Raw genomic sequence first — 24,723 nt, 5'->3', positions numbered from 1 at the left:
GTTTTGATTTTTATTTTATATGACGAATATGAATTTCATTTATTTTATTTTGCTTTTTGAACATTATCCCAATTTTAAATTAAAGATCTTTGTCTATATTGTCGCCATTCACATTGCGTATTATGGTTGTAATGGTCTGACATGAAACAACGTTTTAATTTTAAATTAAATGGATTCTGTTATGAGAAAATCTCTTTTCTTACTATTACCTCTTGTTGTAACAAATGCGCATGCAGTATATGTCGATGTTCGTCATGAATATCTTGATGATAGTAAAGCTAACTATGACCGTGCGTATATTTCTCATCGGTTTGCGAATGGTGTTGGTTTTGCGATAGAAGCTATCTCAAAATCAGGCGGGGATGACACCAATAAAGCGTTTAATGACCTGGAAACACAGGGTAACGAATATACGATAAGCTACCAATTTAAAACCGGTGATGTCGCCTGGCAACCGGGTTTCGTGCTGGAAACAGGCAACGGTTACTCTACCTATAAGCCTTACTTCCGCGCGACGTGGACATTAAATGAAAGCTGGTGGGTTGGCGCGCGCTATCGTTTTGAATATGTACGCCGTTCTTCTGATATCCGTGATGATGATACCATCAATCGTATGGATGTCTGGGCGGGTTATAAATGGAACAACTTTGACTGGACAATCGAAGGAATTTATAAGAAAGCTGATAAATATGATCTTTACGATGGCGGCAAAGATAACTATGAATATAACTTCAGAACTGCCTATATTATTGATCAATGGTCGCCATTCGTTGAGGTAGGTAATGTTTCCGTCAATAGCAACAGCGATGAAAGACAAACCCGTTTCCGCGTGGGTATAGGCTACACATTCTAATCATTATCCCTGTTTATTATTTATTCCCTTTTCCGGCTACTTTATAGGTAGCCGGTTTTTTTTTACCTGGTGATGACCTGCGGATAATTATTATCGTGCGTTGGCCGGATAAGACGCGAATCGCCATCCGGCAACGAGATGTGCAGGAAACTATGCGCTTACATGATGCCCAGTAGACGGGGTAAGAACAGTGTGATTTCCGGAATGTAGGTAATTAATAACAGAACGCCGATAATCGCGCCGTAAAAAGGCAGCAACGGTTTAATCACTTCCTCAACTTTGACCTTACCGACGCTCGCCCCGACATATAAACCACTGCCAACTGGCGGCGTAATGGTGCCAATCGCCAGGTTATAGATCATGATAATGCCGAAATGCACCGGATCGACGCCCAGTTTAGCCATGATCGGCAGCAGAATCGGGGTAAAAATCAGAATGGCCGGACCGATATCCATAAATGCGCCGATAATCAACAAAAAGACGGTAATGACTAACAGGATAACCAGTTTATTGGCGGAAATACCGAGGATCATATCGCTCAGCGCCGCAGGAATATTGGTGATCGACATCGAGAAGGACATCGCCGAAGAGGTTGCCAGCAGGAACATGATGACCCCGGTCATTACCACTGTCTGGAGCAAAATCGAAGGCAAATCCTTAATTTTCAGCGTGCGGTAAAACACCATCGTCAACAATAATGTATACACCACGGCAATCGCGGAGGCTTCAATGGCGGTGAAAATCCCCTGCACAATGCCGCCGACGATAATCACGATCAGCAGCAGGCTGGGAATGGCCTCAACGGCAACTTTTAGCGCCATGCCTTTTTGGACGGTGAAGAAAACCCGATAATTTCGACGCTTAGCGACCACCAGCGTGACCAGCATACAGCCAACGCCCCACAGCACTCCCGCGACCAGACCGCCGGCGAACAGAGCGGCAATCGATGTTCCCCCGCTTGCCAGCGCATAAAGGATAAAAGCCGTGGTGGGCGGAATTAACATTCCCGTCGGCGCGGAGGCGATATTCACCGCGGCCGCAAAGCCGCGATCGTAACCTTCGCGCGCGCTCATCGGCACCATCACGCCGCCGATGGAGGTTGAGGCGGCAATCGCCGATCCGGAAATTGCACCGAACATCATATTGCCGACGATGTTGGTATAAGAGAGCGAGCCGGGCAGTTTGCCAGTAAACAGTTTGGCAAAATTGACCAGCCGGGCGGCAATTCCCCCGCTATTCATGATCACCCCGGACAAAACGAAGAACGGCACGGCCAGCAAGGCAAAACTGTCCAGGCTGGAGAACATTTTTTGCGCGGTGGCGAACATCGAAATATCGAAAGGCAGTACCAGCATCATGGTGCTGAAAGAGGCGATAACGATGCAGATCCCAATAGGCGCGCCCATGGCCAGTAAAACAACAAAGACGGCAATTAGCGTACAGGACGCAAAAATAGGGTCAATCATGTGATTTCTCCAGAGTGTGCTCAGTGGTATCCGTGGCGGAATGGATAGCTTTCAGGGCGTCAACGATATTCAGCAGCCCATAGAGGATGATCAGTACGCCTGCGCAGGGGAGCGCGTAATAAATTTTCCCCATCGGAATGCCCAGCGCAGGGGAGATTTGCAGCATAGAAATCGCAGAAATCTTTAAGCCGCCGATAATCAATACCCAAATGGAAAACGCGATAAAAATGACCTGCAGAATAATATCCCACCAGCCACGAATCGTCGGCGACACCTTATCCAGTAAGAGAGTCAGGCTGATATGCTGTTTCTGACCGGCGACAAAAGCCATGCCCAGCATTGATACCCACACCAGGAGAAATCGCAGCATCTCTTCGGTAAGGGTGCTGGGAACGCCCAGAATGTAGCGGCTCACCACCTGCCAGCAGGCGATGCCAACCATTATCGCCAGCACCAGGCAACAGATAGCGCCCAGCAATAAATCAAGTCCTTTTCTGAATGTGTTCATCTTAATTTCCTGATTAGATTAATTTTTTGCTGTCTGGATACGTTGATACAGCCCGTAAAGCCGCGGTTTGTTTTTCAGGCCGTCGTAAATAGGCTGTACTGCCTTCTGGAAGGGTTTTTTGTCGATCTCGTAGAATTCAACGTTGAAATCTTTTACCGCCGCCAGCCTGGTTTTCTCTATTTCCTTGTCCCATGCGGCTTTCTCAAATTCGATCGACGCCTTGATGGCGGCTTCGACGATGCGCTGCTGTTCCGGCGTCAGCTTTTCCAGCGTGAGGGTACTCATTAGCAGGATATCGGGAATGCGGGTGTGCATATCGTAGGTGTAATAACGGGCGACTTCGCCGTGGCGGGCGATGGTGAGAGCGAACTCATTGTTTTCCGCGCCGTCGAGAATGCCTTGTTGTAACGAGGTATAGACCTCCGCCTGGCTCATGGCGATGGGCGAAGCGCCCAGCAGTTTGAGAGTTTGGATCGCCGTCTCACTCTGCATGACGCGGATCTTCTTCCCGCGTAAATCCTCAATGCGTTTAACCGGCGCTTTGCTCATATAAAAATTACGCGCGCCGGAATCATACCAGCCTACGCCGACAAACCCCTGCGCGGCGGTGGACTGATAAACAGGCTCCATCACCTGTGGGTTATCCATTACGCGGTAGTATTCATCGACGGTGGCAAACAGGTAGGGAAGTGAGAACACGCCGTACTCAGGCGAAAAACTCTCCATCAGCCCGGACGACACTTTAGTGATGTCGACGACGCCGACCTGCGTCAACTCCACCAGTTCGCGCTCTCCGCCAAGCTGTCCGTCCGGGAAGTACTGTACTTTGATATCGCCGCCCGTTTTCTCTTCAACTTGCTGCCCCAGGAAGTGCAACGCATCTTTTACCGGCTGGCTATTTTCAGCGTAGGCCAGGCGCAAAATGGTTTCGCCGTGGGAGAAGAAAGAGAGTGTGGAGAGTAAGGCCAACGTAGCCAGACGTATAAAACCAGGTTGCTTCATAATTCCCTCGCAATTGTAATAATTTACCGGGAATGTAATTGCATGGTGAAATTATAACCTTCTTGATTTTGCCACCGCTGACAAAAATTGGCACCAAAAGAAAGATTTTGAAACCCTGTTTCACATTTCATGATTTCCAGGAATTCATCAACAGGCGGTTTCGGTTGGAGGCGTAAAAAACGATTTTTTTCAGCGGATGCCGTAACGTTTATAACCCTTGAAAAAGTACGGCATTGATAATCATTTTCAATATCATTTAATTAACTATAATGAACCAACTGCTTACGCGGCGTTAACACTGTGCCGCTCGACAATAATGGAGATGATTATGAGTTATACACTGCCATCCCTGCCGTACGCTTATGATGCACTGGAACCGCACTTCGATAAGCAGACGATGGAGATTCACCACACCAAACACCATCAAACCTATGTCAACAACGCTAACGCGGCGCTGGAAAACCTGCCTGAGTTTGCTGACCTGCCGGTTGAAGAACTGATTACTAAACTGGATCAGGTGCCAGCGGACAAAAAAACCGTGCTGCGTAACAACGCGGGCGGCCACGCTAACCACAGCCTGTTCTGGAAAGGGCTGAAAAAAGGCACCACTCTGCAGGGCGATCTGAAAGCGGCTATCGAGCGTGACTTCGGTTCCGTTGACAACTTCAAAGCTGAATTCGAAAAAGCAGCAGCAACCCGTTTCGGCTCCGGCTGGGCGTGGCTGGTGCTGAAAGGCGACAAACTGGCTGTGGTTTCTACCGCAAACCAGGATTCCCCGCTGATGGGTGAAGCCATTTCCGGCGCTTCCGGCTTCCCGATCCTGGGTCTGGACGTGTGGGAACACGCTTACTATCTGAAATTCCAGAACCGCCGCCCGGACTACATCAAAGAGTTCTGGAACGTGGTGAACTGGGACGAAGCAGCAGCGCGTTTCGCCGCTAAAAAATAATTTGCATTGCACGTCTGTAGAAGCGAGTCTGATGACTCGCTTTTTTTGTATCCGCGTAAGGAGCAGCAGATGCATTATCCGGTTGACGTGTTTATTGGCAAAATTCGTGACTATGACGGCAGCCGCCCGAGCGCTATCGCCAAGGTGCAAATCGACGGCGAACTCATGCTGACCGAGCTCGGTCTGGCAGGCGATCAGCAGGCCGAAAAGAAAATCCACGGCGGCCCCGACCGCGCGCTATGCCATTACCCCCGCGAACACTATGCTGATTGGATTCGCCAGTTCCCCGAGCAGGCGACGCTGTTTTGCGCCCCGGCGTTTGGCGAGAATCTGTCGACGAACGGAATGACCGAACACAACGTGTTTATTGGCGACATCTACCGCTGGGGCGAGGCGTTGATCCAGGTCACTCAGCCGCGCTCTCCATGCTTTAAACTTAATTTCCACTTTGCCATCAGCGACATGGCCCTCCTTATGCAGAACAGCGGAAAAACCGGCTGGCTGTATCGGGTCATTGCGCCAGGTAAGGTCTCCAGCGATGCGCCGCTGGAACTGGCGTCGCGTCTGAGCGATGTCTCGGTTCATGAAGCGGGTGTTATCGCCTGGTCTATGCCGTTTGATGACGAACAATATCACCGGCTGTTGAGCGCCGCCGGGCTGTCGGCGAGCTGGAGCCGCACCATGCAAAAGCGTCGTTTGAGCGGCAAAATTGAAGATAGCGCCAGACGACTGTGGGGGGATAAAACTCCGCCAAAATGAAAGGAAGGATTATGACTGAAGCTGAAAATGCGGTGGCGATCGTAAAAGAATTTTTGGTGGCCTCGATGATTCCCGATGCTGAACGCGCCGCAACGTATATGCACCCGGAGGTGAAAATTACCTTCACCGGAGGCCGGGCGATGGCGGGCGCGGCAGATATCGCGCAGTTTAACGGCGCTCGCTACAAGTGGGTGAAGAAGGCGCTGGGCGAGTTTGATGCGGTGCAGCATGATGATTACGTTGTGATTTATTCCAACGGTACGTTGTATGGCGAATGGCCCGACGGTCGCCCGTTTGCCGATAACCGCTTTATTGACCGTTTCGAAGTGCGCGATGGCAAAATTACCCGGATGGACGTGTGGAATGACAGCGCTGAGTGGATTCTGGCGCCGGAAATCTCCCGGTAAATCTCGACGGCGAGATAAAAAATCGGCCTGCATTCGCAGGCCGATGGTTTTTAGGTTCGCTTGTACAGCGGTAGCCACAGCGTGAGCCGCAACCCGCCGAGCGGGCTATCGTCAGCCTTCACCCAGCCGCGGTGCTGCTGCATGGCGCTTTCGACAATCGCCAGCCCCAGCCCGGTGCCGCCAGACTCGCGGTCGCGCGCCTCATCAGTGCGATAGAACGGACGGAAGATCTGCTCGCGGTCTTCAGGGCTGACGCCCGGCCCGTCGTCATCGACCGTGATCGTAATACCGTCTTTATCCACCGAGAAGCCGACTTCAATCTTCGTATGTGAATAGCGCAGCGCATTACGAACAATATTTTCCAGCGCGCTTTCCAGCGCGTTTGGGTTGCCATAGAGCGGCCACGGCCCCGGCGGATAATTTACCGTTAACGACTTGCCCATCTGTTCGGCTTCAAAGGCGGCGTTATCCAGCACTTCGCCCCATAGCTGATTGGCTTTCATCGTTTCGCTGACCAGCGCATTTTTCTGTTGGTTACGCGACATCACCAGCAGGTCATTGATCATGCTGTCCAGACGCTGCGCTTCGGTTTCAATACGCTCCAGCTCTTTGCTTTCGCCGCCACGACGACGCAGCAGAGCGGTACCCAGTTGCAGGCGCGTAAGGGGCGTTCGCAGCTCATGGGAGATGTCTGACAGCAAACGCTGCTGCGAGGTCATCATCCGTTCCAGCGCCGTCACCATCTGGTTAAAACTGGCGCCAGCGGCGAGGAACTCCTGCGGACCCGCCTCCAGCTCCGGATGCTGACGCAGGTTGCCTTGCGCCACTTCATCAGCCGCGTTTTTCAACTTACGCGCCGGTTTCGCCAGACTCCATGCCAGCCATAGCAAGAGCGGCGAACTGACCAGCATCGTGACAATGAGCAACAGAAGCGGGCGGTCAAACAGCAGATTAATAAAATCGGATTGCGAACTGCTGGCCGGTCGAATCAAGTAAAGCTGGTAATTATCCTCTCCGTCGCGAACGGAGAACGGCCCCACCATCTCTACGCGGCCATATTTTTTCTTCTGCGGATGATCGGCATTATCCGCCTGACCAATGAAGTTACGAATGATCTGCATTTCGCTGCGTTCAGCACCGATCACGCGTCCTTCAGAGGTCACCAGTAATAACCGCTGTCCAGGCGGCGCCCACTTATCGATCGCGCGGAACAGGCGACGCCACCACATCAGGTCGTTGGGCGGATCGTTCGCAAGTTCAGCTTCTACATGTTGCTCTATCATCAATCCCTGGCGCTGTTCGCTGTCCAGCAGCTCGGTCATCTGGCGTGAATCGAGCTTGGGCAACATCAGTACCAGCATTAGCACCAGCGCCAGCGTCAACCAGAAGATGGCGAAGATGCGCGCGGTTAAACTTCCTATCATGAAGCGGAAACCATCAGATAGCCGCGACCACGCAATGTTTTAAACCACGGGTGACCGTCTTTGCGTTCCGGCAGTTTGCGGCGCAGGTTAGAAATATGCATATCAATGGCGCGATCGAACGGCGTCAGGCGCTTACCCAGCACTTCCTGGCTTAAATGTTCACGGGAAACCACCTGGCCGAGGTGTTGCGCCAGCAAATAGAGCAGGGTGAATTCCGTACCGGTCAGCTCCAGCGTTTGGCCATCGAAACTGGCTTCCTGGCGACCCGGATTAAGGCTTAGCGCATCAACTTCCAGCGTCGGCGAGCCGTTGTCGCTGCTCTGCTGCTGTTCGCTCCAGTGGGAACGGCGCAAAATAGCCCTGATGCGCGCTACCAGCTCGCGGTCGTTAAATGGTTTGGGTAAATAGTCGTCCGCGCCCAGCTCAAGGCCGAGAACGCGATCCAGCTCGCTGCCGCGCGCGGTCAGCATAATGACAGGCGTCTGGTGTGTCTGGCGAAGCGCTTTCAACGTATCGATACCGTTTTTCTTCGGCATCATGACGTCAAGCAAAAGTAAATCGATGCTGTCATCCAAAAGCTCAAGCGCCTGCTCGCCGTCGTGGGCCACCAGGACATTAAAACCTTCCATTTCGAGGAGCTCTTTTAACAGGGAAGTCAGCTCTCGGTCATCATCAACTAACAGGATTTTATTCATTGTTTACGTACCTCCGAGGCAGAAATTACGTCATCAGGCGTCGCTAATCCATGACTTTACGTTGTTTTACACCCCCTGACGCATGTTTGCAGCCCGAATCGTAAACTGTCTCTCGTTGAATCGCGACAGAAAAGATTTTGGGAGCAAGCGATGCGCAAAGTTACCGCTGCTGTTATGGCCTCAACGCTGGCATTCAGTTTTTTAAGCCACGCAGCTGAAGTTGTTACAAGCGATAACTGGCACCCCGGTGACGGGGCCACGCAGCGTAGCGCGCAAAATCATATGTTTGACGGCATAAGTTTAACCGAACATCAGCGTCAGCAGATGCGAGATCTTATGCAACAGGCAAGGCACGAACAGCCTCCTGTTAATGTTAGCGAAATGGAGACAATGCATCGGCTTGTCACCGCAGAAAAATTTGATGAAAGCGCTGTGCGCGCTCAGGCAGAAAAAATGGCGCAAGAGCAGGTTGCCCGCCAGGTCGAAATGGCCCGCGTGCGTAACCAGATGTATCGCCTGTTAACGCCGGAGCAGCAAGCGGTTTTGAATGAAAAGCATCAGCAACGAATGGAGCAACTGCGCGACGTGGCGCAATGGCAAAAAAGTTCATCGTTGAAATTATTGAGTAGTAGCAACTCACGTTCCCAGTAACAACCCTGTTTTCCTTGCCATAGACACCATCCCTGTCTTCCCCCACATGATGTGGGGGTTTTTTTTATCTCCAGTTTGTCATTCTGTTATTAGCTTACTGTTTTAAACCATCCGTTATACTACCGGCAGAAGATAGCGGGAGTATTTATGAATCAAACCTATGGACGGCTGGTTAGCCGGGCGGCTATCGCGGCAACGGCGATGGCATCAGCGTTACTTTTGATCAAAATTTTTGCGTGGTGGTATACGGGATCGGTGAGTATTCTGGCGGCGTTGGTGGACTCGCTGGTGGATATTGCCGCGTCATTGACGAATTTGTTGGTCGTGCGTTATTCGCTGCAACCCGCAGATGATGAACACACGTTTGGGCACGGTAAAGCGGAGTCGCTGGCGGCGCTGGCGCAAAGTATGTTTATTTCCGGTTCGGCGTTGTTTCTGTTTTTGACCAGTATTCAGAATCTGATTAAGCCGACGCCAATGAACGACCCCGGCGTGGGGATTGGCGTTACCGTCATCGCTCTGATATGCACTATTATACTGGTCACGTTTCAGCGCTGGGTGGTACGCAAGACCCAAAGTCAGGCGGTACGGGCGGATATGCTTCATTATCAGTCTGATGTTATGATGAACGGAGCGATTCTTATCGCGCTGGGGTTATCCTGGTACGGTTGGCATCGTGCGGATGCCCTGTTTGCGTTAGGTATCGGCATCTATATTTTGTATAGCGCGTTACGTATGGGGTATGAGGCGGTGCAGTCATTATTGGATCGCGCGCTGCCCGATGCGGAACGACAGGAAATTATTGATATCGTGACGTCATGGCCGGGAGTCAGCGGCGCGCACGATCTCCGCACGCGGCAGTCAGGGCCGACTCGCTTTATTCAGATTCATTTGGAAATGGAAGATAATCTGCCGCTCGTTCAGGCGCATTTTGTGGCTGACCAGGTAGAGCAGGCGATTTTACAGCGTTTTCCGGGTTCAGATGTCATTATTCATCAGGATCCCTGTTCAGTCGTTCCCAGGGAAGGCAGGAAGTTCGAGCTTGTATAATTGATTGTTAAAAAGTGAGCCAGGCCAGCATTTTGTGTATAAATTACCGCCATTTGGCCTGACCTGAATCAATTCAGCAGGAAGGGATTGTTATACTATCTGTATATTCGTTGGATCGTTTCGAAGTGCGAAATCGGCTTCCGGCAATAGATTTCATTTTGCATTCCAAAGTTCAGAGGTAGTCATGATTAAGAAAATCGGTGTGTTGACAAGCGGCGGTGATGCGCCGGGCATGAACGCGGCAATCCGCGGTGTTGTGCGCGCAGCGTTGACGGAAGGGCTGGAAGTCATGGGCATTTATGACGGCTATCTGGGCCTGTATGAAGATCGTATGGTTCAGCTTGACCGTTACAGCGTATCTGACATGATCAACCGTGGCGGTACTTTCCTCGGTTCTGCCCGTTTCCCGGAATTCCGTGACGAAAATATTCGCGCTGTCGCGATCGAAAACCTGAAAAAACGCGGTATCGATGCGCTGGTAGTTATTGGCGGCGACGGTTCTTATATGGGTGCAAAACGTCTGACTGAAATGGGCTTCCCGTGCATCGGTCTGCCAGGCACTATCGATAACGACATCAAAGGCACCGACTACACTATCGGCTATTTCACTGCTCTCGGCACTGTAGTGGAAGCGATTGACCGTCTGCGTGACACCTCCTCTTCTCACCAGCGTATCTCTATCGTTGAGGTGATGGGCCGTTATTGCGGCGACCTGACGTTGGCGGCGGCTATTGCTGGCGGCTGTGAGTTTATCGTGGTGCCGGAAGTTGAATTTAATCGCGAGGATCTGGTGGCGGAAATCAAAGCCGGGATCGCGAAAGGGAAAAAACACGCTATCGTCGCTATCACCGAACATATGTGTGATGTTGACGAGCTGGCGCACTTTATTGAAAAAGAAACGGGCCGTGAAACGCGTGCGACGGTGCTCGGCCACATTCAGCGCGGTGGTTCCCCGGTACCTTACGATCGCATTCTGGCTTCCCGTATGGGCGCGTATGCTATTGACCTGCTGCTGGAAGGCCATGGCGGTCGTTGTGTCGGTATCCAGAACGAGCAGCTTGTTCATCATGACATCATCGATGCGATTGAAAACATGAAGCGTCCGTTCAAAAGCGACTGGATGGAGTGCGCGAAAAAACTGTACTGATTGTTTTTGCGCGCCTGATGGCGCTACGCTTATCAGGCCTACAGGTTGCAGAAACGTGTAGGCCGGATTAGGCGCTAGCCGCCATCCGGCAATCCCTCAGATTTATTCCTCGAAGTTATAGCCAATCTTTTTTTATTCTTTAATGTTTGGATCTCTTTCTGGCACGCTTTGCTCATCACAACACAACATAAGCGAGTCGGGCGATGAAAAAGTGGGGCGTGGGGTTCACATTATTGCTGGCGTCAACCAGCATTCTGGCAAAGGATATTCAGTTACTTAACGTATCATACGATCCAACGCGTGAGCTGTACGAGCAGTACAACAAAGCGTTTAGCGCGCACTGGAAGCAGGAAACCGGCGACAACGTCGTGATCCGTCAATCGCACGGCGGTTCGGGTAAACAGGCGACTTCCGTTATTAACGGCATTGAAGCCGATGTCGTGACGCTGGCGCTGGCTTACGATGTGGACGCTATTGCGGAACGTGGTCGTATCGATAAAAACTGGATTAAGCGTCTGCCGGATAACTCAGCACCTTACACCTCCACCATCGTTTTCCTGGTCCGTAAAGGCAATCCAAAACAAATTCATGACTGGAACGATCTGATTAAACCCGGTGTGTCGGTGATTACGCCAAACCCGAAAAGCTCTGGCGGCGCACGCTGGAACTATCTGGCGGCATGGGGCTACGCCCTGCACCACAACAATAACGATCAGGCCAAAGCGCAGGACTTTGTCAAAGCCCTGTTTAAAAACGTTGAAGTGCTGGACTCCGGCGCGCGCGGCTCAACCAATACTTTCGTTGAACGCGGTATCGGTGATGTGCTGATTGCCTGGGAAAACGAAGCGCTACTGGCGACGAATGAACTGGGTAAAGATAAATTCGAGATAGTGACCCCGAGTGAATCTATTCTCGCAGAGCCGACCGTTTCCGTGGTCGACAAAGTGGTGGAAAAGAAAGACACCAAAGCGGTAGCGGAAGCCTACCTGAAGTATCTCTACTCGCCGGAAGGGCAGGAGATAGCAGCGAAAAACTTCTACCGTCCGCGCGATGCTGACGTGGCGAAAAAATACGACGATGCGTTTCCGAAGCTGAAGCTGTTCACCATTGACGAGGTGTTTGGCGGCTGGGCGAAGGCGCAAAAAGATCACTTCGCTAATGGCGGTACGTTCGACCAAATCAGCAAACGCTAAACCGTTTATAAACCCGGTAACGTATTATGTTACCGGGTTTTTTCTTTGCCACAATTTTGCGTTACTCTTCCCCGTCTATGGGTCACAGGGAACGCATATCATGAAAAAAACAGGCTACTTTTTACTGGCGGTGATAGTGATTGTCGCCGCGGCGGGCGTCGGTTACTGGAAATTTTCCGGCAACCCTGATGCATTACGGGAAATCGTGCTTGAACAATGCCTGCCCGATCAGTTACAGCATCAAAACCCAGCGCCGTGCGCGGAAGTCAAACCTCGCGCTGGCTATGTCGTCTTTAAAGATCGTCACGGTCCGTTGCAATATTTATTGATGCCCACCTACCGTATCAACGGTACAGAAAGCCCGCTATTGCTGGAACCCGCTACGCCCAACTTTTTCTGGCTGGCCTGGCAGGCTCGCGGCTATATGAGTAAAAAATACGGGCATGATATTCCGGATAGCGCGGTCTCGCTGGCGATTAATTCGCGGCTTGGTCGTTCACAGGACCATTTGCATATCCATATTTCTTGCATCCGTCCTGACGTTCGGGAACAACTGGATAACGATCTCACGCGCATCAGCACTCGCTGGCTTCCGCTGCCGGGCGACCTGATGGGGCATGAATACCTGGCGCGCCGGGTAACCGAGAGCGAGCTGGCGCAGCGTAGTCCGTTTATGATGCTGGCGGAAGAGGTGCCGGAAGCGCGCGATCATATGGGACGCTATGCGCTGGCGGTGGTACGCCAAAGCGACGACTCTTTTGTTCTGCTGGCGACCGAGCGTAACCTGCTGACGCTTAATCGCGCATCGGCGGAAGAGATTCAGGACCATAGTTGCGCCATTTTGTCTTCCCGCTGATTTTCGTTACACCCCCCTGCTCATTATCTTATTGATTCTTATCCCGGTTTAAAACTGGGGTAAGATCGTGTCTATAAAAATATGTGAAACCGATCAAAAGATATAAAGGTATACCTTTATATCTTTTGATGGTTCGTTACACTCTCTTCATAGCCTCCATAGATTGTCTGGTGGATGGCTTATATAAAAACGTTTTTATTTCATGTAGTGACATCATTAATTGTTCACCAGATTTGCGCTGTTAAGCGTAAAGGAATATCAACATGAAACTTTCTATCGTGGAAAAAATCGGCTTCGGCGCGGGAGATATGGCGATAAACGTTGTGATTATCGCCATGCAGCTGCTCCTCGCCTATTTCTATACCGATATCTACGGCCTGAGCGCCGCTGATGTTGGCGTACTGTTTGTGGTTGTGCGGATGATTGATGCCATTATCGATCCGGCCATGGGGGTTCTGACCGATAAACTGAATACGCGCTGGGGGCGTTACCGCCCGTGGCTGCTGTGGTTTGCCATTCCTTTTGGTTTCGCCGTGTATTTGATGTTTATTACGCCTGATATGGCTTATATGGCCAAGCTGGCGTGGGCCTATGGCACCTATATTCTAATGACCCTGGTCTATACCGCGATCACCATTCCCTATATTTCGATGATTGGCGTCATTACCAGCGACCCCGTCGAACGGTTAAGCGCCAACGGTTATCGTTTTGTGATGACCAAGATTGCCGCTTTCCTGGTGACTATCGTCGTACCGATGCTTGCCGTCTGGCTGGGGCAGGGCAACAAGGCGCTGGGTTACCAGTTTTCGATGGGGCTGATGGGGGCGATGGGCGCCTTGCTGTTTATCTTCTGTTTTCTTACCACGCGTGAACGCAGCGAGCCGGAAATTACGTCGTTATCGGTGGGGAAACAGTTTAAATATCTGTTACGCAACGATCAGTGGATTATTCTCGGCGTTGTTATTCTGCTGCTGATGTGCGGTTATGTTATTCGCGGTTCCGTTGCCGCTTATTACGCCAAGTATTATCTGAACGGCGGAGATAGCCTGATTTCACCCTTCCTGACTACCGGCGTCGTTGCCTCTATTTTAGCGATGATTGCCACCACCTGGATAACCAAGTTCTGGGACAAAATTAAGATGTTCCGCTACACCCAGATTATTACCTTTATCCTGAGCGCGCTGATGTATTTCTCCGTCGGGCGTGAAAATCTTATCCTGGCGTTTGCGTTCTATTTTCTTATTAATTTCTTCTGCGATATGCAAATGCCGGTGTTCTGGTCCTCTATCGCCGAAGCGGTGGATTACGGAGAAAAGAAAACCGGTCTGCGCGTTTCCGGGTTGGCGTTTGGCGGCATCCTCTTCTTCCAGAAGTTTGGGATGGGGATCGCGGGCGGGATACTCGGATTCCTGCTGAGCCACTTTGGCTATCAGGCCGATGTTGAACAGAGCGCGCGTTCGCTCACCGGTATTGCGCTGATGATGACGCTCATTCCGGCACTGTTCCATCTTGCGGTTGGGCTGCTTATGAAAAAGTATCTGATTAATAACGAATATTATCGTGATATTCAGCTTGCCCTGGCGCAGAAGCAGGCATAAGGAGGCGCAAATGAAGGCCATGAATAAGGTTTGGGTTATCGGCGATGCCTCCGTTGATCTGGTGCCGGAAAAACAGAACAGCTATCTGAAATGCCCCGGCGGAGCGTCGGCGAACGTGGGGGTATGCGTTGCCAGGCTGGGCGGAGAGTGCGGTTTTATTGGCTGTCTTGGCGACGATGACGTCGGTCGCTTCCTGCGCCAGGTTTTCCAGGATAACGGCGTGGATGTCACGTTTCTAAGGCTGGATGCGGACCTGACCAGCGCGGTGCTGATCGTCAACCTGACGGCTGACGGGGAACGCAGCTTTACCTATCTGGTGCATCCGGGGGCTGATACCTACGTCTCGCCGCAGGACCTGCCGCCGTTCAGGCAGTACGAATGGTTTTACTTCAGCTCAATTGGCCTCACCGACAGGCCCGCTCGCGAGGCGTGCCTTGAGGGAGCGAGAAGAATGCGTGAAGCGGGTGGTTACGTACTGTTTGACGTCAATCTGCGCAGCAAAATGTGGGGGAATACTGATGAAATCCCTGAACTGATCGCCCGGTCCGCCGCACTGGCTTCTATCTGCAAAGTCTCGGCAGATGAGCTGTGCCAGCTCAGCGGGGCCAGTCACTGGCAGGATGCGCGTTATTACCTGCGCGATCTTGGGTGTGACACCACGATCATTTCGCTGGGGGCCGATGGCGCGCTGTTGATTACCGCCGAGGGGGAGTTCCATTTTCCCGCACCACGCGTCGATGTCGTCGATACCACCGGGGCAGGCGATGCTTTTGTCGGCGGCCTGCTGTTCACCCTTTCCCGCGCAAATTGCTGGAATCATATCCTACTGGCGGAGGCCATCAGCAATGCTAATGCCTGCGGCGCTATGGCGGTGACGGCAAAAGGCGCAATGACCGCTTTACCGTTTCCTGACCAACTCAACACTTTTCTTTCCAGCCATTCGCTGGCACAAGCCATGACCGTGAAATAAGGAGTCATCATGCACGTTGATCAAAACAAAATACTGGGATGCCTGGTGGGCGCCGCCGCCGCGGACGCGATGGGAGCCGCGACGGAAGTACGCACCCAGCAGCAAATAAAAGACTATTTTGGCGGCTGGGTGACGACCTTTCAAAAACCGCCAGCGGACACGTTTGGCCGCTGCAATGAAGCGGGTATGTGCACGGATGATTTTATTCAGGCTAAGTACATTATGGACGCGCTGCTGCGCCATCAGCGTGAAGTCAGCGACGAAGCGATGCGCGAGGCTTTTCAGCAGTGGCTGGATTACCCGTACTACGCCAACTTTACCGGCCCGACGACGCGTGCGGCAATGAAGGCAATATTCAATGATAACCGCGCCTCTTTACAGGGTGAGCTGGAAGGCGAAAAACAGTCGGTACAGATTATTAATAAGGGTAACGCGGAGGCAACGAACGGCGCCGCCATGAAGATTTGGCCAGCGGCGGTGCTGCATCCGGGTGATATTGACGCGGCGATTGACTGCGCGCTACAGATTTGCCGTTTTACGCATAATAACGTGCTGGCGATGTCCGGCGCAGCGGCGATGGCGGCGGCAACCAGCGAGGCGTTAAGAGCGCAGACCAACGCAGACAGCATTATTGCCGCCGGTATTTACGGTGCGCAAAGGGGCTATCTGCTGGCGCAGGAGCAAGGGGCGATGATGGTGGCAGGTCCTTCCGTTGCCCGACGCATTGAACTGGCCGTAGATATCGGTAAACGTCATCGCCATTGGGAAACGGCGGTGGTGGAACTTGCTGATATTATTGGCTCCGGGCTGCACGTGAGTGAAGCGGTGCCGGCGGCCTTTGGCCTGTTCGCGTGTTGTCCGAATTCTGCCGTAGATGCTATTATCTCCGGCGTTAATATCGGCAATGATACTGATACTGTCGCCACCATGGTCGGGGCGATTTCCGGCGCATTCCATGGCGTGGAGGCTTTTCCCGCCGATTATTTAACGACTTTGGATCGTATGAATCATTTCGATTTGGCAGAACTGGCCAGGCAAATCGCAGGGTAGCGAATTCACCCTGCCGGGGACGGTAAAACGTCCCCTGCTGGCGAAGACGTGAGGTGCGCAGCTTGCAGGTTGATAAAACGAGCTTTACTCCGCTTTATAAGCAACTATTTTTTATCATCTGTCAGCAGATCCAAAATGGATCTCTGCCTTTAGGCAGCCAGCTGCCGACGCAAAAAGAGATTGCCAGATCCTACAACGTCTCGCTGATTGTGGTTAAACAGGCCTGGAGCGAATTAATCAATGCGGGCATTATTTCGTCGCAGCGCGGGAGTGGTTCTGTGGTGTGCTCGGTGCCGGAAGGCGTGAGCTACGGGCACACGTTTCGCGGTATTACCCGCGATCTCCAGGACGCCAGCGTGGCGATTGAGAACCGTATTCTGGAAATCGCGCCGCGCCGCGCGCGCGACGCTCAGGCAGACGGCTTGAGCCTGCCCTCACAGCATCACTATCTCTATATTTCGCGTATTCGTTGCCTGAATAACCGTCCGTTTAACCATGAAAAGATCTATCTCGATCTTAGCTTCTTTCCCGATCTGCAACTTACACCGCAGGCGCTGGAGCATACGTCGCTTTATTCGTTATTAAACGTCACAAGCGACTCGGCGATAGAAAAAGTTGAGGCGATTTTACCTTCCGCTGACCTGTGCGAAAAATTGCAAATCGCCGCCAATAAACCGCTGTTATCCGTCGCCAGACAGACGTTTCAGGCCGGGAAGGACAGCCCTTTTGAGTATTGCCGCTATTACGTGCTGTCTGAATACTTTGGTGAAATTCATTATCACTGATCTGTCCACTTAATCCTGCGATAACCTCACTATATCTGGCGTTTACCTGCCTGACTGTCCGTCGTATTCTTGCTGAAAAAATCGTCAGGAGACAGGTATGTCGCTCTGGTTGCCCCATCCTCTGTTCCTTCCTTTCATCATGGTTGGCATTACTATCCTTCTGTGGGCGACTTCGCCACTGCCGGAGTTTATGACCGCACTGCTATTTTTTGCTGCTGTGGTGGCGATGGGACCAGGGAAAGTTCCTGCGCGGGCGGGGATGCTGTGATGTATCGCGCTGGCGGTGATACGCCAAAGCGATGGCTCTTTTGTCCTGCTGGCGACCGAGCGTAATTTACTGACCTTCAATCGCGCTTCTGCCGAGGAGATTCAGGATCATCAGTGTGATATCTTGAACCAACAGGTCATCAAATGACAGCTTGATATTGCATTAACGAATGCCGTTTGGAGGCCGGACAAGGCTCTCGTAGCGCTATCCGGCAAAATCTGGCGATGGCGCGGGCGTTACCAGGCTGGTGGATCTGCGGGGTGGCTGTCATTTTCCAGATGGGGCGATTTAATAAACACGCCTTTCCAGGGTTTATCGCCGTTATTAATGAGATAATGCGCCTCCCCAGGTTCGCACTGTAAAACATCTCCAGTTTGCAGGATATGAGGTGTTCCTTCCAGATACAGGCACACTTCACCGCTTAGGGTATAAAAAACCTCACAAGCGGTATTATGGCGATGGTTAGGGAATGACTGCCCTGGTTGTAGTATGACGACGCCCATATCGCAGCCCGGCCCACGGATTAAGTATTTAGGACCATTATCGCCAAAGCGGTATTCATGATTCTTCTCATTCGTTTTTTGCATGCTTATTCTCCTGTTACAGGCCTGGCGCTTTCCAGAGGGATGTCGTTAAGCCACCATCGACCAGCGCGCGTTGATCCTGATAAACGGCCTGCCATTTTTCTCTGGCCTGCTGATAGACAGCGAAATTTTCAGGATTAGGTTTATGCTCCCGATCCCAGCGCACTAGCTTTTCTCCCGTTTCCGCCAGCGATGGCCAGACACCCACGCCAACGCCTGCGGCAATAGCGCACCCTAGCGCGGTAGCTTCTTTGACGACAGGTACGTGAACGGTGAGTCCCGTAACGTCGGCAAGGATTTGGCTCCATAATTTGCCTTTAGATCCTCCGCCGGCAAAAACCAGCGAGTCGGCCTGTACGCCGGAAAACGCGGCAATTTGCTGTAAATTGCAGGCGGAAACAATGGCGGCATTCTCTTCCAGCGCGCGAAATAGGGTCGCTTTATTACACTTTTCAGGATCGATAGACAGATTGATAAACGACGGCGCGGCATGGTACCAGCGTTTAAAACGCATAACGTCAGAGAAGATGGGCATCACACCGTACGCGCCGGGAGGCACCCGGCTGGCCATATCTTCCAGCAGGGAATACGCATCAATACCTAACCTTTCAGCGATTAGTTTTTCCTCGGCGCAAAAGGCGTCGCGGAACCAACGCATCGTTAACCCAGTAAAAAAGCTAATAGACTCGGTTTGTACCATACCGGGGATCACATGAGGATTGATGCGAACGTTCATGTTTGGGTCGGTGACCGGCGCGGGAAGATTGACGACCTGTTGCCAGAAGGTTCCGCCCAGCACGGCCGTTTGCGCCGGGCGTACGACGCCCAGCCCCAGACAGCCTAACTGCACATCGCCGCCGCCAACGATGACCGGCGTACCCGCTTGCAGGTCGCACTGTTCAGCCGCTTTCTGTGAAATGTGACCGAGCAGCGTCCCGGTTTCTTTTACCGGCGAGAGAATGTCAGAACGCAGGCCCGCCATCTGTAACAGGCTACGTTTCCAGTTGCGGGTCACCAGATCCAATAACCCCGTCGTGCCTGCGTTGGAGGGATCGACCGCCAGTTCGCCGCTGAGCATAAAGGCCATCCAGTCGCTGATCATAGTGACGGTTGACGCGCGATGATAAATATCCGGACGATGGTGGGCAAGCCAGAGCAGACGCGGAATAGCGCTGAGCGCCAGCGTTTGCCCGGAGCAACGATAAACTTCCTCCTCAAAGGTGTTATCGTGCAGCTCTTTTAATTCACTGACTTCGTGCGCCGCGCGGGCGTCAACATTAGCGCAGGCCCAAATGGGTTCGCCGTTACTGTCATAAATAACAATGCCTTCACGCATCGAGCAGGCCGATACGGCAGCGATAGCCGTTGCAGGGATGGCGGCTTTCTGTAGTGCCTGACGGATACACTGGCAAGCCAGTTGCCAGTTTTTGGCAAGATCAAACTCCATCGAACCAGGCACATCCGGCACGGCCAGATGCTGCCATTCCGCTTGACCGACAGCTATTTGCTTTCCTTGTAGATCAAAAATTACTGCTCTGACGCTACCGGTACCGGCGTCAAGAGCCATCAGGTAATGTCCTGATTCAGTATGGGTACAGAGTCGAGCCATTTTTTTATCCTCGGCTATTTTTACATCGTTACATAAAATCCTGTCAGTTATTGTTTATTGAATTGAGGTAAGTGTTATTTTATTTGTTATTTTTCAATAAGTTGAATTATTTTTCCTGCCGTTTTCTGATCGGTAACCAGCGCATTGATATAGTTACCGCGCATAGCGGCAATAATAGCTTCTGCTTTTTGTTCGCCGCCGGCGACGCCAATCACGGTTGGGATCGTGGAAAGTGAATTTAACTTCAGGCCAATTAATTCGTTATGGATTTTGATGTCTGGAATAATTTCGCCATGAGCATCAAAAAAATAGCCCAGAATATCGCCTACTGCGCCTTTGCGGCCAATCATGAGTTGTTCACCCTGAGTGATATAACCGGATTTTAAGATACTGGCTTGATCTTTCTGGTTAATTGCCCCAATCCCCACGATGGCGGCATCGGCAGCTTGCGCTGTGAGCATCACATCCCGCACGCTATTTTCATTGCGCAGCGTGCAGGCAATTTCCTGCGATGATGCGCGCAGCGGCGCGGGCATAATACTTACGCTACAAGCGGCATCAAGCTGGCCTATTCCGGTCATATACGGCCCCACGCCGCCGGATAACGTGACCAGTCGGATTTGTTGCGCCGAGATAAATCCGCTGAGGCGTTTTAATGTGGTCATCGTGGCTTCGCCAAAGCCGACGGCCAGCAGTTGCTGTGGCCGCAGTGACTCCATCAACATATGGGCGGCGCCGATTCCTAAGCGCAGACCAATATCGGCATCGGGTAATGCCGGCAGCACGCGGATATTCTGCAATGCGAAGTGGTTGCGCAAGGCATTTTCATACTCAAGACACCCTTCGAAGCGGGAGTTGATTTGTACGCGAATAATACCGGACTGATGCCCTTTCTCCAGCAGACGAGAAACCTTCAGCCGGGTTAGCCCCAGACGCTCGCTGATTTCACTCTGCGTCAATCCATCGTGATAGTAGAACCAGGCAATACGCGCCACCTGCTCTTCTTCGCACATTCCATAATCAGATACCAACGTATTATCGCTCATTGTCATAACCTGGCTTTACTTTGAACATTTCTAAATCATTAACACAATTGTTCAGTTATCACTCCGAAATAACCGTGATTAACGCCACAAAAACGCGCCAAATCTGAACATTTATCATCTAAAAATTCATTTATTCAGAAAACGTGATCTGGATGAGAGTTTTTTGACCAAATAACTACTACCGTTTTGAACAATTTCTTTTTCAAAAAACATTTGTTCAGTCCCGTCAGTCAACATTGAGGGAGCGGAGGCAACATGCAAATCAGTCACAATACTGCATCCCCTCTGATTTGTGTGCAGAACATTTATAAAAGTTATTCCGGCGTCGAAGTACTAAAGGGAATTGACTTTACTCTGCATGCGGGAGAGGTGCACGCATTGCTTGGCGGCAATGGTGCGGGTAAATCAACATTAATGAAGATTATTGCCGGTATAGTCCCGCCAGATGGAGGGACTATCGATATTGCTGGTGTGCGTTGCAGTCATTTAACGCCTCTGAAGGCGCACCAGTATGGCATTTACCTGGTTCCCCAGGAGCCTCTGTTATTTCCAAGTTTATCTGTGCGGGAAAATATCTTGTTTGGCTTGCAGGGACGTCAGGCCTCCACGGAAAAAATGCAGCAGCTATTAAAGGCGATGGGATGCCAACTCGATCCGGCGAGCGCTGCGGGTACGCTTGATGTTGCAGACCGCCAGATCGTTGAAATTATGCGCGGCTTGATGCGCGACTCGCGAATCTTAATTCTTGATGAGCCCACGGCGTCGTTAACGCCAGCCGAAACTGACCGGTTATTTACGCGTCTGCAAGAGTTGCTGAAAAAGGGTGTCGGAATTGTATTTATTTCTCATAAGCTACCAGAAATTAGACAGTTAGCTCACTGCGTTAGCGTGATGCGTGACGGTAAAATCGCATTATTCGGAAAAACGCATGACCTTTCTACCGACGAGATTATTCAAGCTATCACCCCGGCAACGCAGGGCGTCAGTCTTTCCGCGAATCAAAAGTTGTGGCTGGAATTGCCTGGCAGCCGCCCGCAGAACGAACGCGGCGCGACAGTATTAGCGCTGGAGTCACTGACGGGCGAAGGTTTTATGAATATCAACCTTGAGGTGCGGGCAGGCGAAATCCTTGGTCTGGCCGGGTTGGTCGGCGCGGGACGCACAGAACTGGCTGAAACGCTGTACGGTATTAGACCGGTCAATGCGGGGCGGATGCTGTTCAATGGTCAAGAAATTAACGCCCTGACAACCCAACAGCGGTTGCAGCTCGGCCTGGTCTATTTGCCGGAAGATCGGCAGTCATCCGGGCTGTATCTTGACGCTTCCCTGGCATGGAATGTCTGTTCGCTGACCCACAACCAAAAAGGATTTTGGATAAAGCCCCAGCGGGATAACGCCACCCTTGAACGTTACCACCGCGCGTTAAATATCAAACTCAATAATGCCGAACAGGCGGCGCGTACTTTATCCGGCGGTAACCAGCAAAAAGTATTGATTGCCAAATGCCTGGAGGCCTCTCCGCAATTACTGATTGTCGATGAACCGACCCGCGGTGTCGATGTCTCCGCCCGCAGCGATATTTATCAGCTGTTGCGCAGTATCGCGCAACAAAATGTCGCGGTGCTATTTATTTCCTCCGATCTGGAAGAGATAGAGCAGATGGCCGATCGCGTATATGTCATGCACCAGGGGGAACTGGGGGGGCCTGCGTTATGCGGCGAGGAAATTAACGTTGATACCATCATGCACGTTGCGTTTGGCGAACATGGTGCGTCGGAGGCAACATGTTGAAATTCATCCAAAATAACCGGGAAGCGACGGCACTGCTGGCAATAGTCTGTTTATTCGTGTTTCCTGGCGCGCTGGATAGTCAGTATTTGAGCGTGCAAACGCTGACAATGGTTTTCAGTAGCGCGCAAATTTTGATGCTGTTGGCGATTGGCGCGACGATGGTAATGCTCACCCGCAATATTGATGTATCGGTGGGCTCGACGACAGGAATGTGCGCGGTATTGCTGGGAGTGATGTTAAACGCCGGCTATAGCCTGCCGGTCGCCTGCCTGGCCACACTAATATTAGGAATTGTCGCCGGATTTTTTAATGGCGTACTGGTTGCCTGGTTGAAGATACCCGCCATTGTCGCCACTCTGGGAACGCTGGGCTTGTATCGTGGGATCATGCTGCTATGGACAGGGGGGAAATGGATTGAAGGATTACCCGCAGGCTTAAAGCAACTCTCTGCTCCGGTGTTTCTGGGAATTTCCGCAATCGGCTGGTTTACCCTGGTGTTAGCGCTGCTTATGGCCTGGCTCCTGGCGAAAACCGCCTTTGGCCGCAATTTTTACGCCACCGGCGATAACCTGCAGGGCGCCCGGCAATTGGGTGTCCGTACCGAGATGGTACGCATCATGGCATTTTCACTTAATGGCGGTATGGCGGCATTGGCTGGAATCGTGTTTGCCTCGCAGATTGGCTTCATTCCCAATCAAACCGGCACGGGGCTGGAAATGAAAGCCATCGCGGCCTGCGTATTGGGGGGAATTAGCCTGTTAGGCGGGTCAGGCACGGTCATCGGCGCTATTCTCGGCGCTTATTTTCTTACGCAAATCGATAGTGTGTTAGTGCTGCTGCGTATCCCCGCCTGGTGGAACGATTTTATTGCTGGCCTGGTATTGTTGGGCGTACTGGTATTCGATGGGCGGCTGCGTTGCGCATTACAACGCAATCTGCGCCGCCAGAAATATGCCCGTTTTATATCACCACCCACTCCACTACAGACGGAAGCAAAAACGCACGCACAACAGAATAAAAACAAAGAGGTGGCATGATGAATCCATGGCGACGCTATAGCTGGGAAATTGCGCTGGCAGCCTTATTGATCTTTGAAATTCTGGCTTTCGGTCTGATTAATCCACGTTTATTAGATATTAATGTCTTACTTTTTAGCACTAGCGATTTTATTTGTATCGGTATTGTCGCTTTGCCGCTAACAATGGTTATTGTCAGCGGTGGTATGGATATTTCATTTGGTTCTACAATCGGGCTATGCGCGATTACCCTGGGTGTGCTGTTTCAGCTCGGTATGCCGCTACCTTTAGCGATTATTATTACCCTACTACTCGGCGCAATATGTGGGCTGATAAATGCCGGACTTATTATTTATACCGGCGTAAACCCGTTGGTGATTACCCTGGGAACCATGTATTTATTTGGTGGTAGCGCATTATTGTTATCTGGTATGGCTGGCGCCACGGGTTATGAAGGTATTGGTGGATTTCCCACAGCGTTCACTGACTTTGCCAATATTTCATTTCTTGGTATTCCCATGCCGCTTATTTTTTTTCTTGTGTGCTGTCTGTTTTTCTGGCTGCTCATGCATCGTACGCATATGGGACGCAACGTTTTCCTGATTGGCCAGAGCGCCCGTGTCGCGCAGTACAGCGCGATCCCGGTGAATCGCACGTTGTATACCGTGTATGCCATGACCGGATGCGCCTCCGCGATCGCCGCCGTATTACTGGTTTCTTACTTTGGCTCCGCACGTTCGGATCTGGGCGCCTCTTTCCTGATGCCGGCCATTACGGCGGTTGTGCTGGGAGGCGCCAATATTTATGGCGGCTCCGGGTCGATTATGGGGTCCGCGTTGGCGGCGCTGCTGGTGGGATTTTTACAGCAGGGGCTACAGATGGCCGGAGTGCCGAATCAAATTTCCAGCGCATTGTCCGGTGCGCTTCTCATTGTTGTTGTCGTTGGTCGTTCCGTCAGTTTGCATCGTCACCAAATCCTTGAATGGTACTCACGCCGTCGCAATGCGCATCAGGCATGATTTCCTTTTGAAATTTATGGAGAAAAA

The 24,723-nt window shown here is 51.7% G+C and carries 24 protein-coding genes and 2 pseudogenes; 18 read left to right on the top strand and 8 right to left on the bottom strand.

Translation table 11 applies throughout. The annotated features are described in order from the left end of the window. Window positions 1-169: 169 nt before the first annotated feature. Window positions 170-853, top strand: coding sequence for an oligogalacturonate-specific porin KdgM family protein (locus J4617_RS21180; protein WP_000378721.1), 684 nt, complete (start codon window positions 170-172; stop codon window positions 851-853). Between the two features lie 158 nt (window positions 854-1,011). On the opposite strand, the gene J4617_RS21175 is transcribed toward J4617_RS21180, so the two are convergent. Genes J4617_RS21175 through J4617_RS21165 form a run of 3 tightly spaced genes read right to left on the bottom strand, consistent with a single transcriptional unit; the run spans window position 1,012 to window position 3,829 of the window. Then, complete coding sequence (locus J4617_RS21175; protein WP_000566800.1) at window positions 1,012-2,319, bottom strand: TRAP transporter large permease; 1,308 nt, start codon at window positions 2,317-2,319, stop codon at window positions 1,012-1,014. Further along, window positions 2,312-2,827 carry a TRAP transporter small permease gene (locus tag J4617_RS21170; protein ID WP_001091413.1) on the bottom strand — a complete coding sequence of 172 codons (516 nt, stop codon included), beginning with the start codon at window positions 2,825-2,827 and terminating at the stop codon, window positions 2,312-2,314. Before J4617_RS21170 ends, J4617_RS21175 begins: the two co-directional genes overlap by 8 nt. An 18-nt stretch (window positions 2,828-2,845) precedes the next feature. Then, window positions 2,846-3,829, bottom strand: coding sequence for a TRAP transporter substrate-binding protein (locus tag J4617_RS21165; protein WP_000812816.1), 984 nt, complete (start codon window positions 3,827-3,829; stop codon window positions 2,846-2,848). Window positions 3,830-4,157: 328 nt separating this feature from the next. Here J4617_RS21165 and sodA point away from each other — a divergent pair, with 328 nt between their 5' ends. The 3 genes from sodA (at window position 4,158) to J4617_RS21150 (ending at window position 5,944) form a co-directional block, all read left to right on the top strand. Continuing rightward, window positions 4,158-4,778, top strand: coding sequence for a superoxide dismutase [Mn] (gene sodA / locus J4617_RS21160; RefSeq protein ID WP_000122632.1), 621 nt, complete (start codon window positions 4,158-4,160; stop codon window positions 4,776-4,778). Between the two features lie 69 nt (window positions 4,779-4,847). Continuing rightward, window positions 4,848-5,537, top strand: coding sequence for a 6-hydroxyaminopurine reductase (gene yiiM, locus J4617_RS21155; RefSeq protein WP_000559229.1), 690 nt, complete (start codon window positions 4,848-4,850; stop codon window positions 5,535-5,537). Window positions 5,538-5,548: 11 nt separating this feature from the next. Next, the gene (locus J4617_RS21150) at window positions 5,549-5,944 is read left to right on the top strand and encodes a nuclear transport factor 2 family protein (protein WP_000133442.1); all 396 of its coding nucleotides are present in this window, start codon (window positions 5,549-5,551) and stop codon (window positions 5,942-5,944) included. A 50-nt stretch (window positions 5,945-5,994) separates the two neighbouring features. Here the strand turns inward: J4617_RS21150 and cpxA are convergent, their stop codons facing one another. After that, window positions 5,995-7,368, bottom strand: coding sequence for an envelope stress sensor histidine kinase CpxA (gene cpxA, locus J4617_RS21145; RefSeq protein WP_000580402.1), 1,374 nt, complete (start codon window positions 7,366-7,368; stop codon window positions 5,995-5,997). Further along, window positions 7,365-8,063, bottom strand: coding sequence for an envelope stress response regulator transcription factor CpxR (cpxR, locus tag J4617_RS21140; RefSeq protein WP_001033731.1), 699 nt, complete (start codon window positions 8,061-8,063; stop codon window positions 7,365-7,367). The genes cpxA and cpxR overlap by 4 nt, the downstream gene beginning before the upstream one ends. A 150-nt stretch (window positions 8,064-8,213) precedes the next feature. Here cpxR and cpxP point away from each other — a divergent pair, with 150 nt between their 5' ends. From cpxP to J4617_RS21085, 11 genes and pseudogenes are all read left to right on the top strand, one after another. After that, window positions 8,214-8,714: a cell-envelope stress modulator CpxP gene (cpxP, locus tag J4617_RS21135; RefSeq protein WP_001233463.1), complete on the top strand. Its 501-nt coding sequence runs from the start codon at window positions 8,214-8,216 to the stop codon at window positions 8,712-8,714. A gap of 147 nt (window positions 8,715-8,861) precedes the next feature. After that, window positions 8,862-9,764, top strand: a complete 903-nt coding sequence (gene fieF, locus J4617_RS21130; RefSeq protein ID WP_001077320.1) for a CDF family cation-efflux transporter FieF — start codon at window positions 8,862-8,864, stop codon at window positions 9,762-9,764. Between the two features lie 184 nt (window positions 9,765-9,948). Further along, window positions 9,949-10,911, top strand: coding sequence for a 6-phosphofructokinase (pfkA, locus tag J4617_RS21125; protein ID WP_000591793.1), 963 nt, complete (start codon window positions 9,949-9,951; stop codon window positions 10,909-10,911). 203 nt (window positions 10,912-11,114) lie between these two features. Continuing rightward, the gene (locus tag J4617_RS21120; RefSeq protein WP_000758711.1) at window positions 11,115-12,104 is read left to right on the top strand and encodes a sulfate ABC transporter substrate-binding protein; all 990 of its coding nucleotides are present in this window, start codon (window positions 11,115-11,117) and stop codon (window positions 12,102-12,104) included. A gap of 100 nt (window positions 12,105-12,204) precedes the next feature. Further along, window positions 12,205-12,960, top strand: a complete 756-nt coding sequence (locus J4617_RS21115; RefSeq protein ID WP_000750755.1) for a CDP-diacylglycerol diphosphatase — start codon at window positions 12,205-12,207, stop codon at window positions 12,958-12,960. Window positions 12,961-13,223: 263 nt separating this feature from the next. After that, entirely contained in the window at window positions 13,224-14,558 is a 1,335-nt protein-coding gene (locus J4617_RS21110) for an MFS transporter (RefSeq protein WP_000777314.1), read from the top strand. 10 nt (window positions 14,559-14,568) lie between these two features. Continuing rightward, entirely contained in the window at window positions 14,569-15,528 is a 960-nt protein-coding gene (locus J4617_RS21105) for an aminoimidazole riboside kinase (protein WP_000646510.1), read from the top strand. 9 nt (window positions 15,529-15,537) lie between these two features. Continuing rightward, entirely contained in the window at window positions 15,538-16,578 is a 1,041-nt protein-coding gene (locus J4617_RS21100; protein ID WP_000557878.1) for an ADP-ribosylglycohydrolase family protein, read from the top strand. A 62-nt stretch (window positions 16,579-16,640) separates the two neighbouring features. After that, the gene (locus J4617_RS21095; protein WP_023193107.1) at window positions 16,641-17,363 is read left to right on the top strand and encodes a GntR family transcriptional regulator; all 723 of its coding nucleotides are present in this window, start codon (window positions 16,641-16,643) and stop codon (window positions 17,361-17,363) included. 97 nt (window positions 17,364-17,460) lie between these two features. Then, a pseudogene (locus J4617_RS21090) lies at window positions 17,461-17,586 on the top strand (hypothetical protein); the annotation flags it as partial. 51 nt (window positions 17,587-17,637) lie between these two features. After that, window positions 17,638-17,778, top strand: a pseudogene (locus J4617_RS21085) (CDP-diacylglycerol diphosphatase); the annotation flags it as partial. 89 nt (window positions 17,779-17,867) lie between these two features. On the opposite strand, the gene J4617_RS21080 reads toward J4617_RS21085, so the two are convergent. From J4617_RS21080 to lsrR, 3 genes are all read right to left on the bottom strand, one after another. Continuing rightward, complete coding sequence (locus tag J4617_RS21080; protein WP_001173083.1) at window positions 17,868-18,218, bottom strand: cupin domain-containing protein; 351 nt, start codon at window positions 18,216-18,218, stop codon at window positions 17,868-17,870. 13 nt (window positions 18,219-18,231) lie between these two features. Then, entirely contained in the window at window positions 18,232-19,824 is a 1,593-nt protein-coding gene (gene lsrK, locus J4617_RS21075) for an autoinducer-2 kinase (protein ID WP_000113085.1), read from the bottom strand. Window positions 19,825-19,910: 86 nt separating this feature from the next. Next, entirely contained in the window at window positions 19,911-20,870 is a 960-nt protein-coding gene (gene lsrR, locus J4617_RS21070) for a transcriptional regulator LsrR (protein ID WP_001283049.1), read from the bottom strand. Window positions 20,871-21,125: 255 nt separating this feature from the next. Between lsrR and lsrA the strand changes: the two genes are divergently transcribed. From lsrA to lsrD, 3 genes are read left to right on the top strand one after another with little or no spacing between them, the layout of a single operon-like run. After that, window positions 21,126-22,661 carry an autoinducer 2 ABC transporter ATP-binding protein LsrA gene (gene lsrA / locus J4617_RS21065; protein ID WP_001167250.1) on the top strand — a complete coding sequence of 512 codons (1,536 nt, stop codon included), beginning with the start codon at window positions 21,126-21,128 and terminating at the stop codon, window positions 22,659-22,661. Beyond that, window positions 22,655-23,698, top strand: a complete 1,044-nt coding sequence (gene lsrC, locus J4617_RS21060; protein ID WP_000911134.1) for an autoinducer 2 ABC transporter permease LsrC — start codon at window positions 22,655-22,657, stop codon at window positions 23,696-23,698. The genes lsrA and lsrC overlap by 7 nt, the downstream gene beginning before the upstream one ends. Next, the gene (gene lsrD, locus J4617_RS21055) at window positions 23,695-24,696 is read left to right on the top strand and encodes an autoinducer 2 ABC transporter permease LsrD (protein WP_000981826.1); all 1,002 of its coding nucleotides are present in this window, start codon (window positions 23,695-23,697) and stop codon (window positions 24,694-24,696) included. The genes lsrC and lsrD overlap by 4 nt, the downstream gene beginning before the upstream one ends. Window positions 24,697-24,723 lie beyond the last annotated feature (27 nt).

Origin of the sequence: Salmonella sp. 32010601201800023SM (assembly GCF_017572235.1) — a bacterium.
Taxonomy (GTDB): domain Bacteria; phylum Pseudomonadota; class Gammaproteobacteria; order Enterobacterales; family Enterobacteriaceae; genus Salmonella; species Salmonella enterica.
The sequence above is the reverse complement of the archived record's forward strand: the minus strand, read 5'-3'. Positions and strand labels throughout refer to the sequence as shown.